Here is a 20496-nt window from a genome sequence, read left to right on the forward strand (position 1 = left end):
CAACACGCTGAAATTCGGACAATCTGAAAACGTACTAATTTAGTGATATACGATTGCGAGAGCGGGAGGGTTTCGGTCTATTGGCTCGTGAAGCGGGGGGCACCTCAAGGGCATGTTCCTGGTCGCCGCTTTTGTAACGAAACATGACTGGAGGTCATTATGAACATCAAGAGCCTTCTCATCGGCTCCGCTGCAGCTCTTGCAGCAGTATCTGGCGCAAAGGCTGCTGACGCTATCGTCGCTGCTGAGCCAGAGCCCCTGGAATATGTACGCGTCTGCGATGCATTCGGCACGGGCTTCTTCTACATTCCTGGCACTGAAACCTGCCTGAAGTTCGGCGGTTATGTTCGTTTCCAGACCGAATTCGGTCGTGATCGTTCCGGCACGTCTGACTGGGACTCCTTCACGCGCGCTCAGTTCGAAGTTGACACCCGCACTGACACCGAGCTTGGCGCTCTGCGTGGCTTCATCGGCTTCCGCGGCAATGCTGACAATGGTTCTGCAGCTTCTTCGTCTGTATTCGTTGACCAGGCCTTCATCGAACTCGGCGGCCTGAAGGTCGGTAAGTTCTACAGCTGGTGGGACGATGGCCTCTCTGGCGAAGCTGACGTTCTCTCCACGAACGCTCTGTTCAACTCCATTCGCTACACCTACGACGCTGGCTCCTTCTGGGCTGGTATCTCGGTTGACGAACTGGAAGGCACTGGCAGCCAGTTCGCTACGCAGGTTGGCACTGTCACGACCGGCGCTGGCACCTTCGGTGTATTCACGCAGGAACCTGACAACAACGTGGGTATTACTGGTGGCATCGGCGGCAACTTCGGTGGCGCATCACTTCAGCTGATCGGCTCCTACGACGTTGATCAGGAAGAAGGCGCAGTTCGCCTGATCGGAACGGCTGAAATCGGTCCTGGCACGCTTGGCCTGGCTGGTGTTTGGGCTTCCGGCGCAAATGCTTACTACGCAGAGTCCGAATGGGCGATTGCTGCTGAATACGCTATCAAGGCTACCGATCGTCTGACGATCACCCCCGGCGCTCAGTGGTTTGGCAATGTTGCTGACCGTGCAGCCATCGGTGGCGTTGTCGACGTCAATGGTACTCCGACCTTCGTTCAGACGGGTACGGCTATCCTGGGCAACGACTTCTCGAACCGCGATGCATGGCAGGCTGGTATCACGATCGATTACAAGATCACCGAAGGTCTCTCCACCAAGGTCGCAGTTAACTACTACGACGAAGACGGTGCAGACACCGACCAGTGGAACGGTTTCGTTCGCCTTCAGCGTTCGTTCTAATATAGTCTAACCGACTGTATTGACTGAGAAAGCCCGGCATTCTGTCGGGCTTTTTTATTTTAGAAAAACCTAAAAAATACTGGACAAGCTAAATTTTTCTGGCATCATACCCTTAGTCAAAAGGCGTGATCCACAGCCAAAAGCTTCGTCTGTTGACTCCAGTCAAGGCCCATCAGCCCCCCTAGGCTGATGGGCAGGCACTGCCAAGCAGTTGTCAGAAGGCTGTCTGACGCTCTCAAATCTTCCTAATCATTCCGTCACGAAACGATAGCCGACTCCTGATTCCGTCTGGATGATTTTTGGCTGGGCAGCATCCCGTTCGATCTTCTGTCGCAACTGGCCGATGAAGACTCGAAGGTAATGCAGGTCCTCTCCATGTGCCGGACCCCAGACCGATGTCAGAAGCGTGTGATGCGTTACGACGCGCCCGGAATGGTGTGCCAGAAGCGTGAGGAGATCATATTCCTTCGGCGTCAACTTGATGGCCACACCGTCACGCGCAACGATACGGCGCTGGGTATCGATGGATAAGCCATCCGCCTCGACAGAGGAGGGCGGGCTCTCGGACTTACCGACATGCCGCATGGCAGTGCGAATCCGCGCGGTCAACTCACCGATACCGAATGGTTTTTCGATGTAGTCGTCGGCGCCCAGATCGAGCGCGGCGATCTTTTCGGTTTCGCGGTCGCGGGCCGAGAGAATGATGATTGGCAGTGTCGACCAGCCGCGAAGATTGGCGATGACGTCCTTGCCATCCATATCCGGCAGGCCGAGATCGAGAATGATCACATCGGGCGCAGCGGTCGCCGCCGCCTTGATAGCATCAGCGCCGTTCTCCGCTTCGATCACATCGTAACCGGCGGCAGCCAGCGCCGGGCGCAGGAAGCGACGGATCTGCGGCTCGTCATCCACCACCAGAATGCGTCCCAAGGTCATTGCTTCTGCCTGCCTTCGCTTTTGTCATTCACCGGAAAACGCATGACGACGCGTGTTCCGCGCTTTTTCACCGCTGGGCTTTCCGCATGGATTCGCCCGCCCATGGCCTCGATAAAGCCTCGCGCGATGGAAAGGCCAAGCCCCGTGCCTGGAGAGCGCCCATCCGACCGGGAGCGACGATAGAATTTTTCGAAGATGCGGTCGAGGTCTTCGGCGGGGATGCCCTTGCCATTGTCGGTGACGGAAACGACGATTTCGTCTCCATCGCGCCTAGCATAGACATTGACCGGCTCGCCTCCGCCATATTTCGCGGCATTGTCCAGAAGGTTGAACAGCACTTGGCCGAGCAGAACCGAATCGGCACGAATGACCGGCAAGTCTTTGGCAATACCCGTCTCGAAGCTCTGCGACGGAAAATACTTGCGCGCCCGCTCTACCGCGGACCGGATCACATCGGCCACATCCACCCAGTCCCGCTTCGCCTGCAAGGTCCCGGCAGTGATGCGGGTCATGTCCAGAAGATTGGCGACGAAACGGCTGAGCCTTGCGCTTTCCTCTTCGATGGATTGCAGAAGATCGTCGCGGCTTTCCGGCGACATGCGATCGCCCAATTCCCGCAGGCTGGTGACCGAGCCGGTAATCGTGGCGAGCGGCGTGCGCAGATCGTGAGAAATGGAAGATAGCAATGCTTCCCGGTAGCGCTCGCCTTCCAGCCTCGCCGCCTGCTCGGCGCTCTCGGAAGAAAGGCGCGCCCGGTCAATGGCTGTCGCCGCCTGGTCGAGAATGGCGGCGAGCTTCCGCTCGGCATTGGAATCAAGCCCGTTTGGTCCGGGTTCGAAGCCGCAGACACCGACGATGCCGTGCGGGCTGGTCAGCGGACGGAACTGGAAGCGTCCGTTGGGAAGCGTGCCTGTACCGAAACCGGAAGGCTCCGATCGGCTGCTTGCCCACCGCGCCGCCGTAAGCTCTGAGACGCCAAGTTCGGTATCGGGCGGCCAAGCCGCCACCACGTCCAGATCGTCGCCTTTGGGCAGAAGCATGACCACGTGACGGCCGATACTGCCCTGCAACTGCGTGACCGATGCCCACAAGACCTCTTCCGGCTTCGCCGTGCCGGCAAGCTTGCGGGAAAAATCATAGAGCCCCTGCATGTCGGCGGCGCGTTGACGAGCCGCCTGCGCCTGTTCGCGAATGCGCGATGCAAGACTGCCTGCGATCAGTGCCGCCACGATGAAGACCACAAGCGCAAAGACCTCATGCGGCGAGGCGATGGTGAAGGTCTCGACGGGGGCAATGAAGAAGAAGTTGTAGGCCAGCGCCGAAACGATTGCCGCCATCAGGGCCGACATGAAACCAGCGGCGGATGCGGCGCCCAGAACCGCAAGGAGAAACAGAAGAGAGATATTCGGCAGATGGGTGAACTGATCCAGCGCCAAACCGGCCAGCGTCGCGACTGCGACCGCACCAATGGCGCAGATCAAGGACCGGGAGAGGGCGGAAAGCTGAAAGCCCTTCTTCTTGCGGGTCGGCACACCCGGCGCTTTGGCTGCATCTGCAGTGACGAGATGGAGACCAATGCCGCTCGCCTCCTTCGCCAGGGCGTCGGAAAGGCTGCGCCGAAATGGATTGGACAGCCACCTTCGGCGCTGAGAACCGATAACGATCTGGGTGGCATGTTCGCGCCGCGCGAGTTTCAGAATTTCCGTGACGAAATCGTTGCCGGTGACGTGTCGCGTCTCGGCTCCCAGCTTTTCGGCAAAGCGGAAGGCCTCGTCGATCCGCCTGAGACTGTCCTCGTCCATGGTTTCCTGATCGTCCCGCGCCATGCTGACCACGGTCCAGGGCGCGTTGAGCCCTGAGGCAAGACGGCTCGCCACGCGCACCACCTTGTCGGACAGCGCATCCGGTCCAATACAAACCAACAGCCTCTCGCCTGTCGCCCAGGGGCCTTCGATGGCGTTCTGACGCAGATAGTCCACCATCTGATCGTCCACTCGGTCTGCCGTGCGGCGAAGAGCGAGCTCGCGGAGCGCCGTCAGATTGCCAAGCCGGAAAAAGCGATCGGTAGCACGTGTGGCGCTCTCCGGCAGATAGACCTTACCTTCCTTCAGTCGCTGGATGAGTTCTCCCGGCGGAAGATCCACCAGCACCACATCGTCGGCACGCTTCAGCACAGTGTCCGGCACCCGTTCGCGAATGGTAACGCCGGTGATCTGCGAAACGAGATCGGAGAGACTTTCGAGATGTTGGATATTAAGCGCCGTCCAGACATCGATACCCGCCGCGATCAGTTCCTCGATATCCTGATAGCGCTTGGGATGGCGGAATCCGTCCGGGTTGGAATGAGCGAGTTCATCAACGATGATGACGCCCGGCTTGCGGGCAAGCGCTGCGTCCAGATCAAACTCCTTGAGCGTCTTCCCGCGATAATCGATTTCAAGCCTGGGCAGAACGTCGAGACCTTCAAGCAGCGCGGAGGTCTCTGCCCGGGCATGGGTCTCGACAAGGCCGACCATGACCTCCATGCCATCGGCTTTCAGCCGACGCGCGCGCGCGAGCATAGTGTAAGTCTTACCGACGCCCGGCGCAGCGCCTAAAAATAGGGTGAGCTTGCCCCGGCGGTCTTTCTCCGCCAGGGCAAGCAATGCATCGGGATCGGGCCTGTTCAAGCCCTCACGGTCATGTGACGCCATTCGTCTCAGCTCTTCAGCGCATCGAGCGCAAGGTTCAGCTCTAGCACATTCACGCGGGGTTCGCCGATAATCCCGAGGAGCCGCCCTTCGGTTTTTTGTTCGACCAGCGCTTTCACGGCTTCAGGAGGCAGGCTGCGGGCCTTGGCAATCCGCTCCACCTGGGCGGCAGCGAAATCCGGCGTGATATGCGGGTCCAGACCCGATCCAGAGGTGGTCACCGCGTCGGCTGGAACCGGCGAAGCGATACCCGCACCGTTCAGCCGTACAACGTCGCCAGCAACCCGGTCCTTCAGCTTGGCAGATGTGGTACCAAGATTGGAGCCAGAGGAAGCGGCGGCGTTGTAGGCATCTGGGCTGGTCGCGGAGGGGCGCGGCCAGAAGTAGCGATCGGAGGTAAAGGTCTGGCCAATCAGGCTGGAGCCGATGACCGCATCGCCGTTGCGGATCAACGATCCATTGGCCTGCGCGGGCATTAGCGCTTGCGCGATGCCGGTAATCGCCAGCGGATAACCGAGACCGGTCAGCGCGATGAAGAAGGCCAGGATGATGATGGCGGGACGAATTTGGTTCAGCATGATTACACCAGATGAAGTGCGGAGACCGCGATATCGATGACCTTGATACCGGCAAAGGGCAGCAGCAGACCGCCGAGGCCGTAGACAAGCAGGTTTCGTCTGAGAAGCGACGCTGCCGCGGCGGGGCGATAAGCCACACCCTTCAGCGCCAGCGGGATCAGCGCAATGATGATCAGCGCGTTGAAAATGACCGCCGAGAGGATGGCCGATTGGGGTGAGGCCAGCGCCATGATGTTGAGGATGCCAAGCGCCGGATAGGTGGTGACGAAGAGCGCCGGGATAATTGCGAAATACTTCGCCACGTCGTTGGCAATCGAAAACGTCGTCAGCGAACCGCGCGTCATCAGCAGCTGCTTGCCGATTTCGACGATCTCGATGAGCTTGGTCGGGCTGGAATCGAGATCCACCATGTTGGCAGCTTCGCGTGCAGCCTGCGTCCCAGTCTGCATGGCAACGCCGACGTCGGCTTGCGCCAGTGCTGGTGCATCGTTGGTGCCATCGCCGCACATGGCAATCAACCGGCCGCCCTTCTGTTCGCGGCGGATGTAGTCGAGCTTGTCTTCCGGCGTCGCTTCCGCCAGAAAGTCGTCCACACCCGCTTCGGAGGCAATCGCCGCTGCGGTGACTGGATTGTCACCTGTGACCATGACGGTTCGGATACCCATGGCGCGCAGCGCGGCAAAACGCTCCTTGATGCCGGGTTTGACCACATCCTTCAGATGGATCACACCAAGCAGGCGGTTGCCCTCGGCAACGCCGAGGGGCGTGCCGCCTGTGCGGGCGATACGGTCCACGGCCTGGTGAAATTCGGCCGGCGCTTTGCCATCGGCGGCATCGGCGAACTTCAGGATCGCGTCAATGGCGCCCTTGCGGAAAGACTTGCCGTTTGTGTCGACGCCGGACAGACGCGTCTGCGCCGAGAAGGGGATGACGGCATCGACGGTCACCTTGGGTGAGGCAATGCCGAACTCGCCCGTCGCAAGTGCTGCGATGGAGCGACCCTCCGGTGTTTCGTCTGAAAGGCTGGCGAGGAGAGCCGCTTCCGCCACCTGTTCGGCCGTCACGCCCGGCACGGGGATGAAATCTGCCGCCATGCGGTTGCCGAAGGTGATGGTGCCGGTCTTGTCGAGGAGAAGCGTATCGACATCGCCTGCGGCTTCCACCGCGCGGCCTGAGGTGGCAATTACGTTGAAGCGCACGAGACGATCCATGCCAGCAATGCCAATGGCCGAGAGCAAACCGCCGATGGTGGTCGGGATAAGCGTGACGAGAAGCGCTGCCAGCACCGTGACGGACACCAGGGTGCCGGAATATCCGGCAAGCCCCCAGACAGTGACGACGACGATCAGGAAGACAAGCGTCAGTCCAGAAAGCAGGATCGAAAGCGCAATCTCGTTTGGCGTCTTCTGGCGCTCCGCACCTTCGATCAGCGCAATCATACGATCGACGAAGCTTGCGCCGGGCGGCGTGGTGATGCGGATTTTCAACTGGTCGGAGAGAACCTGTGTGCCGCCGGTAACAGCCGAACGGTCGCCGCCGGATTCACGGATGACGGGAGCCGATTCCCCTGTGATCGCGCTTTCATTCACCGAGGCGACACCTTCGATGACTTCGCCATCGCCGGGGATCAATTCGCCCGCATCGACGATGACGATGTCGCCGACCTTGAGCATCGTGGCCGCGATGCTTTCCTCTTTGCCATCTGCGCTGAGGCGGCGGGCGGAGAGGTCCGAGCGGGTACGCTTGAGGCTGTCGGCCTGGGCACGGCCGCGTCCTTCCGCCACGGCTTCGGCGAAGGTGGCGAACAGCACGGTAAACCAGAGCCAGGCTGCGATCTGGCCGGAAAAGACGGCCGTGCCATTATTGGCGATCAGGTCGCGGATGAAGAAGAGAGTGACGACGGCTGCAACGATTTCGGTAACAAAGATCACCGGATTGCGCATCAACTGCCTGGGATCAAGCTTGATGAAGGCGTTTTTGATGGCCGGTCCGACGATGGTTGGGTCGAAGAGACCCGGTCTTGCTGGAGCCGATGAATGTGGATGTGCGGACATCTTTTTACTTTCTAGAAAGTCTGGCCGGCAAGCATCGCGAAATGTTCGACGATGGGGCCGAGTGCGAGTGCGGGGAAGAATTGCAGCCCGCCGAGAATGAGGATGATGCCGATGAGAAGGCCGACAAACAGAGGGCCGTCCGTTGGAAAGGTACCGCTGGACGCGGGGACTCGGACTTTGGCGGCAAGCGATCCGGCAATCGCCATGACCGGTACGACATAGGCGAAGCGGCCAAGCAGCATCGAGATGCCGAGCGTGGTGTTGTACCAGCCGGTATTGCCGGAAAGTCCACCGAAAGCTGAACCGTTATTGCCGGCCGCAGAGGTGAAGGCATAGAGGATTTCCGAAAGTCCGTGTGGACCGGCGGTGCCGATGCTGGCAACGGCAAAAGGCAGCATGGCGGAAACGGCGGTGAAACCGAGAATGACAGTGGGGAGGATGAGAACCGCCAGCATGGCGAATTTCATCTCGCGACCCTCGATCTTCTTGCCGAGAAATTCTGGTGTGCGACCGACCATCAGACCCGCGACGAAGACGGACAGAAGCGCAAAAACGATCATGCCGTAGAGACCGGAACCGACGCCGCCCGGCAGAACCTCGCCAAGCTGGATAAGGAACATCGGGGCCAAGCCGCCGAGACCCGTAAAGGAACCGAGCATGCCGTTGACGCCGCCATCCGAGAGACCGGTGGTGACAGCCGCATAAAGTGCGGTCATGGCCTGGCCGAAGCGGACTTCCTTGCCCTCCATATTGCCCTGTGCGGCATCGACGCCGATGGAGGTCAGGATTGGATTGCCAGCACTTTCGGCCCAGTAGACAGTGGCAACGCCTGCGATTAGCAGAACGGTCATTGCGGAGAGCAACACCCAGCCCTGGCGGCGGCTGCCGACCATCTGGCCGAAGGTGTAGATAAAGGCCGCCGAAATGGCGAGCATCGCGAATATGTTGAGATAGTTGGCAAGCGCCGTCGGGTTCTCGAAGGGATGGGCGGCATTGGCGTTGAAGAAGCCGCCACCGTTGGTGCCGAGCTGCTTGATCGCTTCCTGGCTGGCAACGGGGCCAAGCGAGATGACCTGCTGGCTTCCCTCAAGCGTGGTCGCCGTGACGCTGGCATCCATCGTCTGCGGCAGGCCCATTGCCACGAAGGCGAGCGCGACGATGACCGCAATCGGCAGCAGCACATAGAGCGTGGCGCGTGTCATATCGACCCAGAAATTGCCGAGCGTGCTGGCCTGCGAGCGGACGAAGGCGCGCGTAAAAGCAATGGCGAGGGCCATACCGACCGCAGCAGAAAGGAAGTTCTGCACCGTCAATCCAGCCATCTGGCTGAAGTTGCTCATGGTCGCCTCGCCGGCATAGTTCTGCCAGTTGGTGTTGGTCACGAAGCTGACGGCGGTATTGAAGGCAAGGCCCGGCTCCACATTGCCAAAACCCTGCGGATTGAAAGGGAGGAAAGCCTGAAGGCGCAGGATGCCATAGAGTGCGAGAAAGCTGGCAATGGAGAAGGCGAGCATGGAAAGCGTGTAGCCAAGCCAGCTCTGCTCCTTCTTGAGGTCAATGCCTGCCGCGGCGTAAAGACCGCGTTCGATGGGAGCGAGGATCGGCGTCAACCAGGTCCGCTCACCATTGAACACATGCGCCATGTAAAGGCCGAGCGGTTTGATAACCAGAAGCACGGCGATGAAAAGGAGGCTGATCTGCAGCCACCCGAGAATTGTCATGGGATTTCTCCAGGAAAATTAGAAGCGTTCCGGACGCAGCAGGGTGATGATGAGGTAGACGCCGAGCGCAATCGCCACGACGAGGCCGAAGATGGGTTCCAGCATGGCGCAACCTCTCAAAACCGGTTGAGGGCGCGCGCATAAAGCGCCAGCACGATCAGCGTGCCGAAGCCGAGCGCCAGAAAAAGGACATCGGGCATGGTGTTCTCCTGTTATGTCAGGAGCGCATGATGATCCTTATCTTCGTCAGATTTCGATTGGGAAGATGGAGTGCCAGCATAAGGAAAACATAAAGATGGGTGGCAGGCCGAAGCGTCGGGGCGACCTGCTGCCAGCACATCTACGTCCCAGGCCCAACGACGAGAGATCGAAAGAGCGCATTCGAAAAACACTCTTGACCTCAACCGCCCTTGAGGTCGCAACGTCATCCAAACGGACAGGAGTGGCCACCCAATGGCGATAGTTCTGAATGACGACGATCTAGCAGGCTACACCTCGATGAAAGTGGCGATCGAATCCGTCGAAGGATTCTTGTTGGCCCGTGCCTTGGGCAAAGCGGTCTCGCCGCCTCGCCACCACGTTGCGTTTGGGGATCATGGAAATCTGGTTTTTACGGTAGGAGGCCTCACCGGCGACAGACCGCTTGCAGGCTTTCGTGTCTACGACACGTTCAACGGAGATGCGCACGCCCAGCTCGTGGCCGTCTGGTCGGCTGATGATGCTCGACTAAAGGGCATTGTTGTCGGTGAGGGCCTGGGCGCGATTAGGACCGGTGCCATAGGCGGTGTGGCGATCCACCACCTCAGTTCCCCACAGGCGAGCGTCATCGGCGTGATAGGGAGCGGGGCTCAAGCAAGAATGCAGTTGGCAGCCGCAGCATGCGTGCGCACAATCTCGAAGGCCTATGTCTATAGTCGTGACGCGAAGAACCGCGCCGCTTTCGCCCAGGGTATGCAGATTGAACTCGGCGTCGACGTCGAACCTGTGGCGCGCGTAAAGGATGCTGTTCGCGATGCAGATATCGTGATTTGCGCGACATCCAGCTCACAGCCCGTCGTCGATATATCCGATCTGAAGCCCGGCGCACATGTCAACACTGTCGGTCCCAAGACGATTGAAGCTCATGAATTGGGATTGAGTATTGCCGATGCCGCCAGCATCATTGCAACGGACTCTTCCGAACAGACGCGCTCATACGGCGCGCCGTTCTTCTTCGACGGTTCTGGCCAGGAGCAACGCATGGTCGAGTTGTCGGATATTGTCGCAGGGCGCACCGCGAGCCGGACATCCTCGGATCAGACCACTCTGTTCTGCTCGGTCGGTCTTGCGGGAACCGAAGTCGCCGTGGCCGCTGCCATCTTCGACATGCGTTAAGCCAAGAGCGAACGCTTTGCATGGCGCGCTTGAAGTCCGATAGCCGATGCAAGAGAGGGAAGCTTTTCACCGCGACAACATCATGTAACTTTCAGTGATGGCGAATCGCGATTTTGCGTGAGACGCACACCAACAAAAACAGGTCACGGTGCGGGAACGGATAACCGTCCGCACCAGTCGGTCAAAGATGGGAACGACGCACGGTACTGGTTCCAAGGGACCGCTACATGCGCAAGCATTGGAAGGAAGACGCTATGGCTGCGCCCGGCGAAAACATGCGCGTGAATGCCGACAGGCTCTGGGACATGTTGATGGATATGGCGAAGATCGGTCCCGGCATTGCTGGCGGCAACAACCGCCAGACGCTGACCGATGCGGATGCTGAAGGGCCGTGCTCTTTTCCAATCATGGTGCGAGGCCGCAGGGCTCACCATGGGTGTCGACAAGATGGGGACGATGTTTGCGACACGCGCCGGCGAAGACCCTGAGGCGCTGCCGGTCTATGTCGGTTCCCATCTCGATACCCAGCCAACCGGCGGCAAGTTCGATGGAGTCCTGGGCGTGCTGGCGGGCCTCGAGGTCGTGCGGACCATGAATGATCTCGGCATTCGCACAAAGCACCCGATCGTCGTCACCAATTGGGCCAATGAGGAGGGCGCCCGCTTCGCGCCCGCCATGCTCGCCTCCGGCGTCTTTGCCGGCGTCCACACACTGGAGCATGCCTATTCGCGCAAGGATACTGAAGGCAATACCTACGGCGACGAACTGAAGCGCATCGGCTGGCTGGGCGAGGAAGAGGTGGGTGCACGCAAGATGCACGCCTATCTCGAATATCATATCGAGCAGGGACCGATCCTGGAGGCCGAAAACAAGACGATCGGCGTCGTCACCCATTGCCAGGGGCTGTGGTGGCTGGAGTTCACGCTGACCGGCAAGGAGGCCCATACCGGTTCCACGCCCATGACCATGCGTGTCAATGCGGGTCTTGCGATGTCGCGCATCATCGAGATGGTCCAGACGGTGGCAATGGAGAGCCAGCCCGGTGCGGTCGGCGGTGTCGGTCAGGTGATCTTCTCGCCCAATTCCCGCAATGTCTTGCCCGGTCATGTCGTCTTCACCGTCGATATCCGTACACCCGATCTCGCCAAGCTGAACCGCATGCGCGAGCGTATCGAGGCGGAAGCCGCTGAGATATGCCAAGCGATCGGCGTCGGCTGCTCGGTCGAGGTCGTCGGTCATTTCGACCCTGTGACTTTCGATCCTGTGCTGGTCGATACGGTGCGCCGCTCGGCGGAAAAGCTGGGATATTCGCACCTCGATATCATCTCAGGTGCCGGACACGATGCCTGCTGGGCGGCGAAGGTCGCGCCCGCCACCATGATCATGTGCCCCTGCGTTGGCGGCCTGTCGCACAATGAGGCAGAAGAAATTTCCAAAGACTGGGCAGCGGCTGGCTGCGATGTGCTGTTTCATGCTGTCGTGGAGACAGCGGGGCTTGTGAAATAGAGCAACAGGCAGCCGGACTTCGCAATAAGGGGAGCAATCATGACCATCATCAAGAACGGCACCATCGTTACCGCCGATCTCACCTATAAGGCCGATATCCGCATCGAGAACGGAATAATTGCCGAGATCGGACCGAACCTGAAGGGCGGCGAGGAACTCGATGCAACAGGCTGCTACGTGATGCCGGGCGGTATCGATCCGCACACGCATCTGGAAATGCCCTTTATGGGCACCTATTCGGCCGATGATTTCGATAGCGGCACGCGCGCGGCGTTGGCCGGCGGCACGACCATGGTCGTGGACTTCGCTCTGCCAAACCCCGGACAGTCCATGCTTGAGGCATTGACCATGTGGGACAACAAGACCTCGCGTGCGGCCTGCGACTACTCCTTTCACATGGCGATCACCTGGTGGGGCGAGCAGGTCTTCAACGAGATGGAGACGATCGTTCGCGACAAGGGCATCAACACCTTCAAACACTTCATGGCCTATAAGGGTGCCTTGATGGTGGATGATGATGAGATGTTCTCGTCGTTCCAGCGCTGCGCCGAGCTTGGGGCGCTTCCTCTGGTCCACGCCGAGAACGGCGATGTGGTCGCGCAGATGCAGGCCAAGTTGATGGCTGAGGGTAACGACGGCCCGGAGGCACATGCCTATTCCCGCCCGCCGGAGGTGGAAGGCGAGGCCACCAATCGTGCGATCATGATCGCCGATATGGCGGGCTGCCCCGTTTATATCGTCCATACCTCCTGCGAGGAGAGCCACGAAGCCATCCGCCGCGCACGGCAGAAGGGCATGCGCGTCTATGGCGAGCCACTGATCCAGCATCTGACGCTGGATGAAAGCGAGTATTTCGACAAGGATTGGGACCATGCCGCTCGCCGCGTCATGTCTCCACCCTTCCGCAGCAAGGCGCATCAGGACAGCCTCTGGGCCGGGCTTGCTGCAGGCTCGCTGCAATGCGTGGCGACGGACCATTGCGCCTTCACCACGCAGCAGAAACGCACAGGCCTTGGTGATTTCCGCAAGATCCCGAACGGTACCGGCGGATTGGAAGATCGGCTGCCGATGCTGTGGACGTATGGCGTCAGCACCGGGCGACTGACCATGAACGAGTTCGTCGCCGTCACCTCAACCAATATAGCCAAGATCCTCAACATCTATCCGAAGAAGGGGGCAATCCTCGTCGGTGCGGATGCCGACCTCGTGGTTTGGGATCCAAACCGGGGCAAGACGATCACCGCTGCAAGCCAGCAATCGGCGATCGACTACAATGTCTTCGAGGGCAAGGAGGTTATGGGTCTGCCGCGCTTTACGCTCACACGCGGTCAGGTTGCCGTCGAGGAAGGCGCGATGAAAAGCCGGGAAGGCCATGGCCGCTTCGTTTCCCGGCCCCCGCTGACGGCACCGGCAAAAGCGCTTTCCACCTGGAAGGAACTGACTGCACCGCGCAAGGTGCAGCGCTCTGGAATCCCGGCAAGCGGCGTCTGATCAAGAAGTTCGGACGCGGCCAACTGCCGCGTCCACAATCTTTCCGCGGATTATAGCTTATCCGGCTTGCTCGGGTTCTGTTCGGCGCGGTCGCGATAAAGTGCTGCGCGGCCGAGGAGCATCAGTGAGACCGGCGTCGTGATCGTCATGAAAATGCCGATGAAGATTTCGTGGAAGACGAAGCGTCCGCCGGACACCGAGAAATAGATAATGGAGGCCACGGCTATACCGCCCGTTCCCCAGCTGGTGCCGAGCGTGGGGGCATGCAGCCTTTCATAGAAGCTCTGCAGCTTGGCAAAGCCGATCGTGCCGATCAGCGTCAGCGATGAGCCCAGCAGGACGAAGAAGGCAACGAGAATGGCTGCCCAAAGCGGGAATTCGCCAGCATCGATCATTCGATCACCTCCCCACGCATCAGGAATTTGGATAGGGCCACCGTCGAGACGAAGCCGAGGATCGACATCAGAAGTGCAGCCTCGAAATAGATATCGTTGCCGGTGCGCAATCCGAAGGTCATCAAAAGCAGCATGGAGCTGACATAAAGCGTGTCGACACCGAGCACACGATCCTGCGCGCGCGGGCCGATCGCGATGCGATAGACGGATATCGACATGGCAATTGCCAGGAAGATTTGGGCCACAGAGAATGACCAGAAAAGGATAATCGAACTCATTCGAATATCTCCATCAGCATTTTTTCATATCGGTTCTTGATGAGATTGATCCAGGTGGTCTCGCTGACGTTGTCGAGCACATGGATCAACAGCGTACCTTGTGACGAGTTGTATTCCAGCCACGCGCTGCCCGGCGTCGCCGTCAGAATGATCGCGAGAAGCGCAAGACCAAGCGGATCGCGAATGTCGAGCGGGATGGTGAGGAAGCCGGACTTGCTGCTCCTTTTGCGCCCGAACAGGATCAGCGTTGCGACGGCGATGTTCGACCGGATGATATCGTAAAGCACGATGAAGGCCAGCTTCACCACCGCGCTCCAGCTACGGATCCTCGGCTTGGCGGGTCGAAGAGACGCCATCGACCACGAAGCGATCAGCGCCACCGCTGTTCCGAGCACAAGATGCCCAGGCGAAAAGCTGTTGATCGTCATCCAGAAGATGATCAGCGATAGCGTCAACAGCGGGTAGGGGAGAATATAGCGGATCATTGGGCGGCCTCCCCGGCATCACCCGCCCGCGGTGCCGTCATAACACCTTGGATATAGCTTTCCGGCAGGTCGAGAATGCGTGCGGTCTCCTGCATGTAACGCATGATCGGACCGGCCTGCACGGTCATGGCAAGTGTCAGGCCAAGAAGCAGCATGACGGGTGCGATTTCGATGACGAAGACCCGCGGAACCGTGCCTTCGAGAGAGCCCCAGAAGGTGCGGATGCCGGCGCGCGTCATCGAGATCAGAGCCGCAAGGCCTGAGAAAACGATGAGGAAGACAATCCACCAGGAGAGCGTCGAGATTTCGCTATCCGCGCCCATGCCTTGCGGATTGAGGATGGCGGAGAGCATGGAAAATTTGGCGATGAAGCCGGAGAGGGGCGGCAAGCCGGCAAGCAGAATGCCGCAGGCGGCAAAGCAGATGCCGAGCACCGCCATGGTGCCGGGCATCGTCACCCCGACCTCCTCTTGCTCTTCCTCCTCTTCACCATCGCCATAGGCTTCCATGGTTACAGCAAGAACGTTTGCGCCCGCATCCTGGCCGCGTTCCACCAGCTCGATCAGCATGAAGAAAGCGCTGATGGTGAGGGTGGAGCTAACCAGATAGTAGAGCGCACCGGCCGCCACCATCGGATTACCCGTGCCCATGGCTGCAAGCAGTGTTCCCGAAGAGACGAGCACCGAAAAGCCGGCAAGACGACCAAGGGCCTGGGAGGCCAACACGCCGATCGTACCGAAGACGATCGTGGCAATGCCGCCGATCAGCAGTGCGTCGTGGCCGAAACCGGCTGAATCCCCCGCCGTCTGGCCGAAGAGCAGGAAGGACAGCCGTGCAATGACATAGATGCCCACCTTGCTCATGATCGCGAAGATGCCGCCGACAGGAGCAGAGGCAGCGCCATAGGCCGAAGGCAGCCAGAAATTCAACGGCCACATGCCGGCCTTGACGAGGAAGGCAATGCCAAGCACGGCGGCCCCGGTCTCCAGTAGCATGCGCTGGTCAGGATTGAGACCGGCAATCCTCTGCGCCAGATCGCCCATGTTGAGCGTGCCAGTCACACCATAGATCAAGCTGACGCCGATCAGGAAGAAGAGCGCGGCAACGAGGTTGATCGCGACGTAATGCAGGCCGGCCTTCACCCTCAACTGACCGGAGCCATGCAGCAGCAGACCGTAGGACGCCGCAAGCATCACTTCGAAGAAGACGAAGAGGTTGAAAAGGTCGCCCGTCAGAAAGGCGCCATTCACGCCCATCAGCATCAGATGGAAGAGTGAATGAAAGTGGGCGCCGGACTTGTGCCACTTGGCCAATGAATAGACGAGCGACGGGATCGCCAATAGCGACACCAGAAGCACCATCAGCCCCGAGAGCCGGTCCGCCACCAGCACGATGCCGAAAGGGGCAGGCCAGTTGCCGAGAAGATAGACGCCGGTGGAGATGATCGCCGCGATTTCGGTGTTTACCGTCGAATTGACTTCGATGAAAAGGCCAATGGAAACGGCGAGCAGCACCAGGGTGGAAATGAAGCTGATCGCGGCCTTCGTCTTGCGCTTGCGCTCGTCGATGAAGAGCAGGATTGCCCCGGTGATCAGCGGCACCAGAATGGGTGCGATCACGATGTGGGATGGGAACGAGTTCACTTGCTCTCCCTCCCGTCCACATGGTCAGTGCCTGTCAGGCCACGCGCTGCAAGAAGCACGACGAGAAAGAGGGCCGTCGTGGCAAAGCCGATGACGATCGCCGTCAAAACCAGCGCCTGCGGCACTGGGTCGGCGAGCTGCGAGACGGAAACCCCGTCAAGCAGAACCGGCGGCGCGTTTGTCTTGATGCCACCCACCCCGAAAATGAAGAGGTTGACGGCATAGGACAGGAGCGAGAGGCCGACAATGACCTGATAGGTTCGTGGACGCAGGATGAGCCAGACGCCCGATCCCGTCATAACGCCGATGCCGATGGCTAGAATGAGCTCCATTACACATCCTCCGCTTTGGCGGCGTCGGGTGTGCGTACCTTGTAGTTACGCAATGATTGGTGCGCCAGTGCTATCAAAATCAGAACCGTGGAGCCGACCACGAGCGAGAAGACCCCAAGATCGAAGAGCAGGGCGGATGCCGTCGGCATTTTCGCGATGTAGGGGATTTCCGTATACTGGAAATAGGACGTCAGGAACGGATAGCCGAAGTACCACGATCCCATGCCGGTCGATGCCGCCATCAACAGACCGAAACCCATCCAGCGCAGCGGCAGGATGCGGATGCGATCTTCCGCCCAGCGGGTGCCGCCTGCCAGATATTGCAGCAGGAAGGCAATCGCCATGGTGATGCCCGCCGCAAACCCGCCGCCTGGAAGGTCATGACCGCGCATGAAGAGGAAGATCGAGAAGGTGATGACGACCGGGAACATCCACTGCATGATGACCGAGGGCACCAGCAGATAGTCGCGCACCGTATCGCCTTTGCTGCGCTCGGGGCTTTCGGCATCGAAGGCGTTCTGGATCAGCTGTTGCTCAGGCAGGCCGACACTGTCCTGCGCCGGACGGAAACGACGTAGCAGAGCAAAGACGGTGAGACCGACAATCGCCAGAACAGCGATCTCGCCCATCGTATCGAAGCCGCGGAAATCGACGAGGATGACGTTGACCACATTGGTGCCGCCGCCTTCGCTATAGGCTCGCTCGAGGAAGTAGTTCGCAATGGTGTTGGGCACAGGCAGCGTCATAACCGCATAGGCAATCACCGTCATACCGATGCCGCAGAAGACGGCCAGCAGGAAGTCGCGGCCACGACGAAGCTGCGCGGGCAGTTCGTTATTGTTGTCGACCTTCACCACGCGCTTCGGCAGCCAGCGCAGGCCAAGCAGGATCAGCACCAGCGTGACGATTTCGACGAGCAGTTGCGTGATGGCGAGGTCGGGAGCGGACAACCAGACAAAGGTCAGGCAGGTGACGAGACCGGAAACACCGAGCATCACAAGCGCGGCAAGGCGGTGATACTTCGCCTGCCAGGCAGCACCCATGGCCGCAATCATGCCGATGCCCCAGAGAACCGCAAAGATCGGGTCGAAGGACGTAACCCTCGGAAGGGTAAGCGAAAACTGCGATGACACCAGCGGCGAGAAACCGGCAACGAGCGCGACGAATACGAGGATACGCAACTGTGGCTGCAACCGCCTTGTGCCGAGCGTGCTTTCCAGCCAACGCGCCCACTTCCATGAAACCGTGACGATGATGCGCTCGAAGATGCGCTGACCTTTCAGATGCCGGAAGATCGGCGGACCGTCATCGCATTTGGAAAAGTAATCCCCAAGAAGGGCATAAATCGCGACACCGCCGATTAGGGCAACAATACTCATGATCAGTGGCAGGTTGAAACCATGCCAGATCGCAAGGCTATAGGTCGGAGTCTGGGGTCCGAGGACCGACAAAACAGCCGTATGCAGGAATGGCCCGACGGAAAGGCTTGGCACCACGCCGACGATCAGGCAGGCAAGCACAAGGAACTCGACCGGAAAACGCATCCAGCGTGGGGGTTCGTGCGGATTTGGATTAGGAATGTCGCTGGGCGGCGGCCCGAAGAACACGGTGTGGATGAAGCGCAGCGAGTAGGCCACCGCAAAGGCCCCGGAAAGGGTCGCGACATAGGGAAGCGCCTTGTCGAGCAGCGAGTCCGCATGGGTCTCGATGGCTTCGGCAAAGAACATTTCCTTGGAGAGGAAGCCATTGAAAAGCGGGACACCTGCCATGGCAGCACTTGCGGCCATGGCAAGGGTGGCAGTCGCTGGCAGATAGCGATAGAGCCCGCTCAATCTGCGCATGTCGCGCGTGCCCGTCTCATGGTCGATAATGCCGGCCGCCATGAAGAGCGACGCTTTGAAAGTAGCGTGGTTTGCCATGTGGAAGATCGCCGCAACGGCTGCCAGCGGACTTCCAAGGCTCAAAAGCGTGGTGATCAGGCCGAGATGGCTGATGGTGGAATAGGCGAGCAACCCCTTCAGGTCCTGCTGGAACATGGCGAAATAGGCGCCGAGCAGAAGCGTTGTAATGCCGGCAAAGCCCACGAGCCAGAACCACTCCTGCGTGCCGGCAAGAACCGGCCAGAGCCTTGCCAGCAGGAAGACACCGGCTTTCACCATGGTCGCAGAATGCAGATAGGCCGAAACAGGTGTCGGCGCCGCCATGGCATTGGGCAGCCAGAAGTGGAAGGGAAACTGCGCGCTCTTGGTCAGAGCGCCGATCAGGATCAAAACAAGGGCCGTCAGATAGAGCGGGTGTGCTTTAACGTCTGCGGCCTTGGCGATAATCGCATCGAGATCGTAGCTTCCCGCAATGTGCCCCAGGACCAGCAGACCAGCGAGAAGGCAGAAGCCGCCAATACCCGTAACCGTCAAAGCCATGCGAGCGCCGTCACGCGCCGTGGCATTGTTGTGCCAGTAACCGATCAGCAGGAAGGAGAAGATGCTGGTCATCTCCCAAAAGATCGACAGGATAATGACGTTGCCCGACAGAACGATGCCAAGCATCGACCCCATGAAAGCCAGAAGAAAGGCGAAGAAACGCGGGATGGGATCTTCTGCCGACATGTAGTAGCGGGCGTAGAGCACCACAAGAAAACCGATGCCGGTGATCAGCCCCATGAACATCCATGCAAAGCCATCCAGTCGAAGCGTGAAGTTCAGGCCAAGCTGCGGCAGCCACTCCACATCATATTTGAGCACCTGGCCGTTCGTGACACTGGTGTAGAGGAAAATCGTGGAGATGAGACCGAAAAGCGCGATGCCGCCTGCAACGGCTGCTGGCCCACGGGCCGCACCACTGCGCGGCATCATGGCAGTGGCGATGCTGCCAATAAAGGGAAGGGCGATCAAAATGGGAAGGATGACGTCAAGTCTCATACAGTATGGCAATTTTCTCTGGTGTTAAAACATTCCGCGGTTGTTTCCGCCAGAGATGCCAATCCTTCCAACAAAGAAACGGCAGTCCGGCGGACTAGGACAGGTCTTTTACGGGAGGTCCGCGCGGTGAAGTCACACGGACGTGGTGAACCGGACACAAAATCGATCGCGCCGGGTCGAACCCAATCTGGGTTTTGATGTATGCCGTTACCACCCCTGGAGCGGATAAAAATGCGTCAACAAAATCGTGAACGGGAAAACTGCCGGTGTAGCGGCAAGGGATCAATCCAGGCTGCGCGAGAGGCTGCTCCAGAGACGAGAAACCTCGGTCTTCACCGGAGACACAGGAACGTTCCAGACGTTGAAGCTTGAGGGCGGAGCTTGAGCTTGCCAAGGCTGGGACGCCGAAGAAAACCAGCATGCCCGCGACGAGGAGGTTCATCAACCTTACAGGATGGTGCGGAAGACCGCGATGTCGTCCCATCCATGGCAAAATCGTTACCTCCTACGTGTGTGTCGCCTCAGCTAAATCGTGTCGCGATCTTTCAGATATGCTCCAGCGCTGTGTTTCACTGCGTGATGTCACCGCAATACCGCCCAAAAGTGTTGGGTAACACGCGTAGAGCCATCACGTCTAAGCAAATATCATATTGATTATCTTAGGGTAATGGCGCAAGGCTTGTCCAGCGCGCGAGGGCGAAAAAGATAAAAAACCGGCGAGATATCGCGAACGCTGGAAACCAAACTTTCCGCTCGCCGACCCGTCCCCAAAATCAATGACATATTTTAACAATCATGC

14 protein-coding genes and 1 pseudogene are annotated in these 20496 nt (G+C 59.3%); 4 read left to right on the plus strand and 11 right to left on the minus strand.

The window, feature by feature from the left end; genetic code table 11:
• Positions 1-159: 159 nt before the first annotated feature.
• Positions 160-1296, plus strand: coding sequence for a porin (locus QE435_RS15985; RefSeq protein WP_349041983.1), 1137 nt, complete (start codon positions 160-162; stop codon positions 1294-1296).
• Positions 1297-1545: 249 nt separating this feature from the next.
• Here QE435_RS15985 and QE435_RS15990 read toward each other — a convergent pair whose 3' ends face one another.
• From QE435_RS15990 to kdpA, 5 genes are read right to left on the minus strand one after another with little or no spacing between them, the layout of a single operon-like run.
• Positions 1546-2232, minus strand: a complete 687-nt coding sequence (locus QE435_RS15990; RefSeq protein WP_349041984.1) for a response regulator — start codon at positions 2230-2232, stop codon at positions 1546-1548.
• Positions 2229-4925: a sensor histidine kinase KdpD gene (locus QE435_RS15995; RefSeq protein WP_349041985.1), complete on the minus strand. Its 2697-nt coding sequence runs from the start codon at positions 4923-4925 to the stop codon at positions 2229-2231. Before QE435_RS15995 ends, QE435_RS15990 begins: the two co-directional genes overlap by 4 nt.
• Before the next feature lie 5 nt (positions 4926-4930).
• Complete coding sequence (gene kdpC / locus QE435_RS16000) at positions 4931-5500, minus strand: potassium-transporting ATPase subunit KdpC (RefSeq protein ID WP_349041986.1); 570 nt, start codon at positions 5498-5500, stop codon at positions 4931-4933.
• Positions 5501-5502: 2 nt separating this feature from the next.
• A complete protein-coding gene (kdpB, locus tag QE435_RS16005; RefSeq protein WP_309772356.1) occupies positions 5503-7554 on the minus strand; it encodes a potassium-transporting ATPase subunit KdpB in 2052 nt (683 codons plus the stop codon).
• Between the two features lie 11 nt (positions 7555-7565).
• Positions 7566-9275, minus strand: coding sequence for a potassium-transporting ATPase subunit KdpA (kdpA, locus tag QE435_RS16010; RefSeq protein ID WP_349041987.1), 1710 nt, complete (start codon positions 9273-9275; stop codon positions 7566-7568).
• Positions 9276-9728: 453 nt separating this feature from the next.
• Here kdpA and QE435_RS16015 point away from each other — a divergent pair, with 453 nt between their 5' ends.
• From QE435_RS16015 to hydA, 3 genes and pseudogenes are all read left to right on the plus strand, one after another.
• The gene (locus QE435_RS16015) at positions 9729-10649 is read left to right on the plus strand and encodes an ornithine cyclodeaminase family protein (RefSeq protein ID WP_349041988.1); all 921 of its coding nucleotides are present in this window, start codon (positions 9729-9731) and stop codon (positions 10647-10649) included.
• 254 nt (positions 10650-10903) lie between these two features.
• A pseudogene (locus QE435_RS16020) lies at positions 10904-12155 on the plus strand (Zn-dependent hydrolase).
• Between the two features lie 36 nt (positions 12156-12191).
• Positions 12192-13646, plus strand: a complete 1455-nt coding sequence (gene hydA, locus QE435_RS16025) for a dihydropyrimidinase (protein WP_349042880.1) — start codon at positions 12192-12194, stop codon at positions 13644-13646.
• A gap of 50 nt (positions 13647-13696) precedes the next feature.
• Here the strand turns inward: hydA and mnhG are convergent, their stop codons facing one another.
• Genes mnhG through QE435_RS16055 form a run of 6 tightly spaced genes read right to left on the minus strand, consistent with a single transcriptional unit; the run spans position 13697 to position 19697 of the window.
• The gene (gene mnhG / locus QE435_RS16030) at positions 13697-14041 is read right to left on the minus strand and encodes a monovalent cation/H(+) antiporter subunit G (protein ID WP_349041989.1); all 345 of its coding nucleotides are present in this window, start codon (positions 14039-14041) and stop codon (positions 13697-13699) included.
• Positions 14038-14319, minus strand: a complete 282-nt coding sequence (locus QE435_RS16035; RefSeq protein ID WP_113266253.1) for a K+/H+ antiporter subunit F — start codon at positions 14317-14319, stop codon at positions 14038-14040. The genes mnhG and QE435_RS16035 overlap by 4 nt, the downstream gene beginning before the upstream one ends.
• On the minus strand, positions 14316-14804 hold the full coding sequence (locus QE435_RS16040; protein ID WP_306930951.1) for a Na+/H+ antiporter subunit E: 489 nt from the start codon (positions 14802-14804) through the stop codon (positions 14316-14318). The genes QE435_RS16035 and QE435_RS16040 overlap by 4 nt, the downstream gene beginning before the upstream one ends.
• A complete protein-coding gene (locus QE435_RS16045; RefSeq protein ID WP_306930953.1) occupies positions 14801-16447 on the minus strand; it encodes a monovalent cation/H+ antiporter subunit D in 1647 nt (548 codons plus the stop codon). Before QE435_RS16045 ends, QE435_RS16040 begins: the two co-directional genes overlap by 4 nt.
• Positions 16444-16779: a Na+/H+ antiporter subunit C gene (locus tag QE435_RS16050; protein WP_062425083.1), complete on the minus strand. Its 336-nt coding sequence runs from the start codon at positions 16777-16779 to the stop codon at positions 16444-16446. Before QE435_RS16050 ends, QE435_RS16045 begins: the two co-directional genes overlap by 4 nt.
• Positions 16779-19697 carry a monovalent cation/H+ antiporter subunit A gene (locus tag QE435_RS16055; RefSeq protein WP_306930958.1) on the minus strand — a complete coding sequence of 973 codons (2919 nt, stop codon included), beginning with the start codon at positions 19695-19697 and terminating at the stop codon, positions 16779-16781. Before QE435_RS16055 ends, QE435_RS16050 begins: the two co-directional genes overlap by 1 nt.
• Between the last annotated feature and the right edge of the window lie 799 nt (positions 19698-20496).

Source organism: Agrobacterium sp. SORGH_AS 787 (assembly GCF_030819035.1).
In the GTDB taxonomy this organism is placed as follows: Bacteria; Pseudomonadota; Alphaproteobacteria; order Rhizobiales; family Rhizobiaceae; genus Agrobacterium; species Agrobacterium larrymoorei_B.

Bases quoted from the DNA above. Each gene is read 5' to 3' on its own strand.
- QE435_RS15985 (WP_349041983.1), top strand. From the start codon at position 160: ATGAACATCAAGAGCCTTCTCATCGGCTCCGCTGCAGCTCTTGCAGCA.
- QE435_RS15990 (WP_349041984.1), bottom strand. From the start codon at position 2,232: ATGACCTTGGGACGCATTCTGGTGGTGGATGACGAGCCGCAGATCCGT.
- mnhG (WP_349041989.1), bottom strand. From the start codon at position 14,041: ATGATCGATGCTGGCGAATTCCCGCTTTGGGCAGCCATTCTCGTTGCC.
- QE435_RS16035 (WP_113266253.1), bottom strand. From the start codon at position 14,319: ATGAGTTCGATTATCCTTTTCTGGTCATTCTCTGTGGCCCAAATCTTC.
- QE435_RS15995 (WP_349041985.1), bottom strand. From the start codon at position 4,925: ATGGCGTCACATGACCGTGAGGGCTTGAACAGGCCCGATCCCGATGCA.
- QE435_RS16040 (WP_306930951.1), bottom strand. From the start codon at position 14,804: ATGATCCGCTATATTCTCCCCTACCCGCTGTTGACGCTATCGCTGATC.
- QE435_RS16055 (WP_306930958.1), bottom strand. From the start codon at position 19,697: ATGAGACTTGACGTCATCCTTCCCATTTTGATCGCCCTTCCCTTTATT.
- kdpC (WP_349041986.1), bottom strand. From the start codon at position 5,500: ATGCTGAACCAAATTCGTCCCGCCATCATCATCCTGGCCTTCTTCATC.
- kdpA (WP_349041987.1), bottom strand. From the start codon at position 9,275: ATGACAATTCTCGGGTGGCTGCAGATCAGCCTCCTTTTCATCGCCGTG.
- kdpB (WP_309772356.1), bottom strand. From the start codon at position 7,554: ATGTCCGCACATCCACATTCATCGGCTCCAGCAAGACCGGGTCTCTTC.
- QE435_RS16015 (WP_349041988.1), top strand. From the start codon at position 9,729: ATGGCGATAGTTCTGAATGACGACGATCTAGCAGGCTACACCTCGATG.
- QE435_RS16050 (WP_062425083.1), bottom strand. From the start codon at position 16,779: ATGGAGCTCATTCTAGCCATCGGCATCGGCGTTATGACGGGATCGGGC.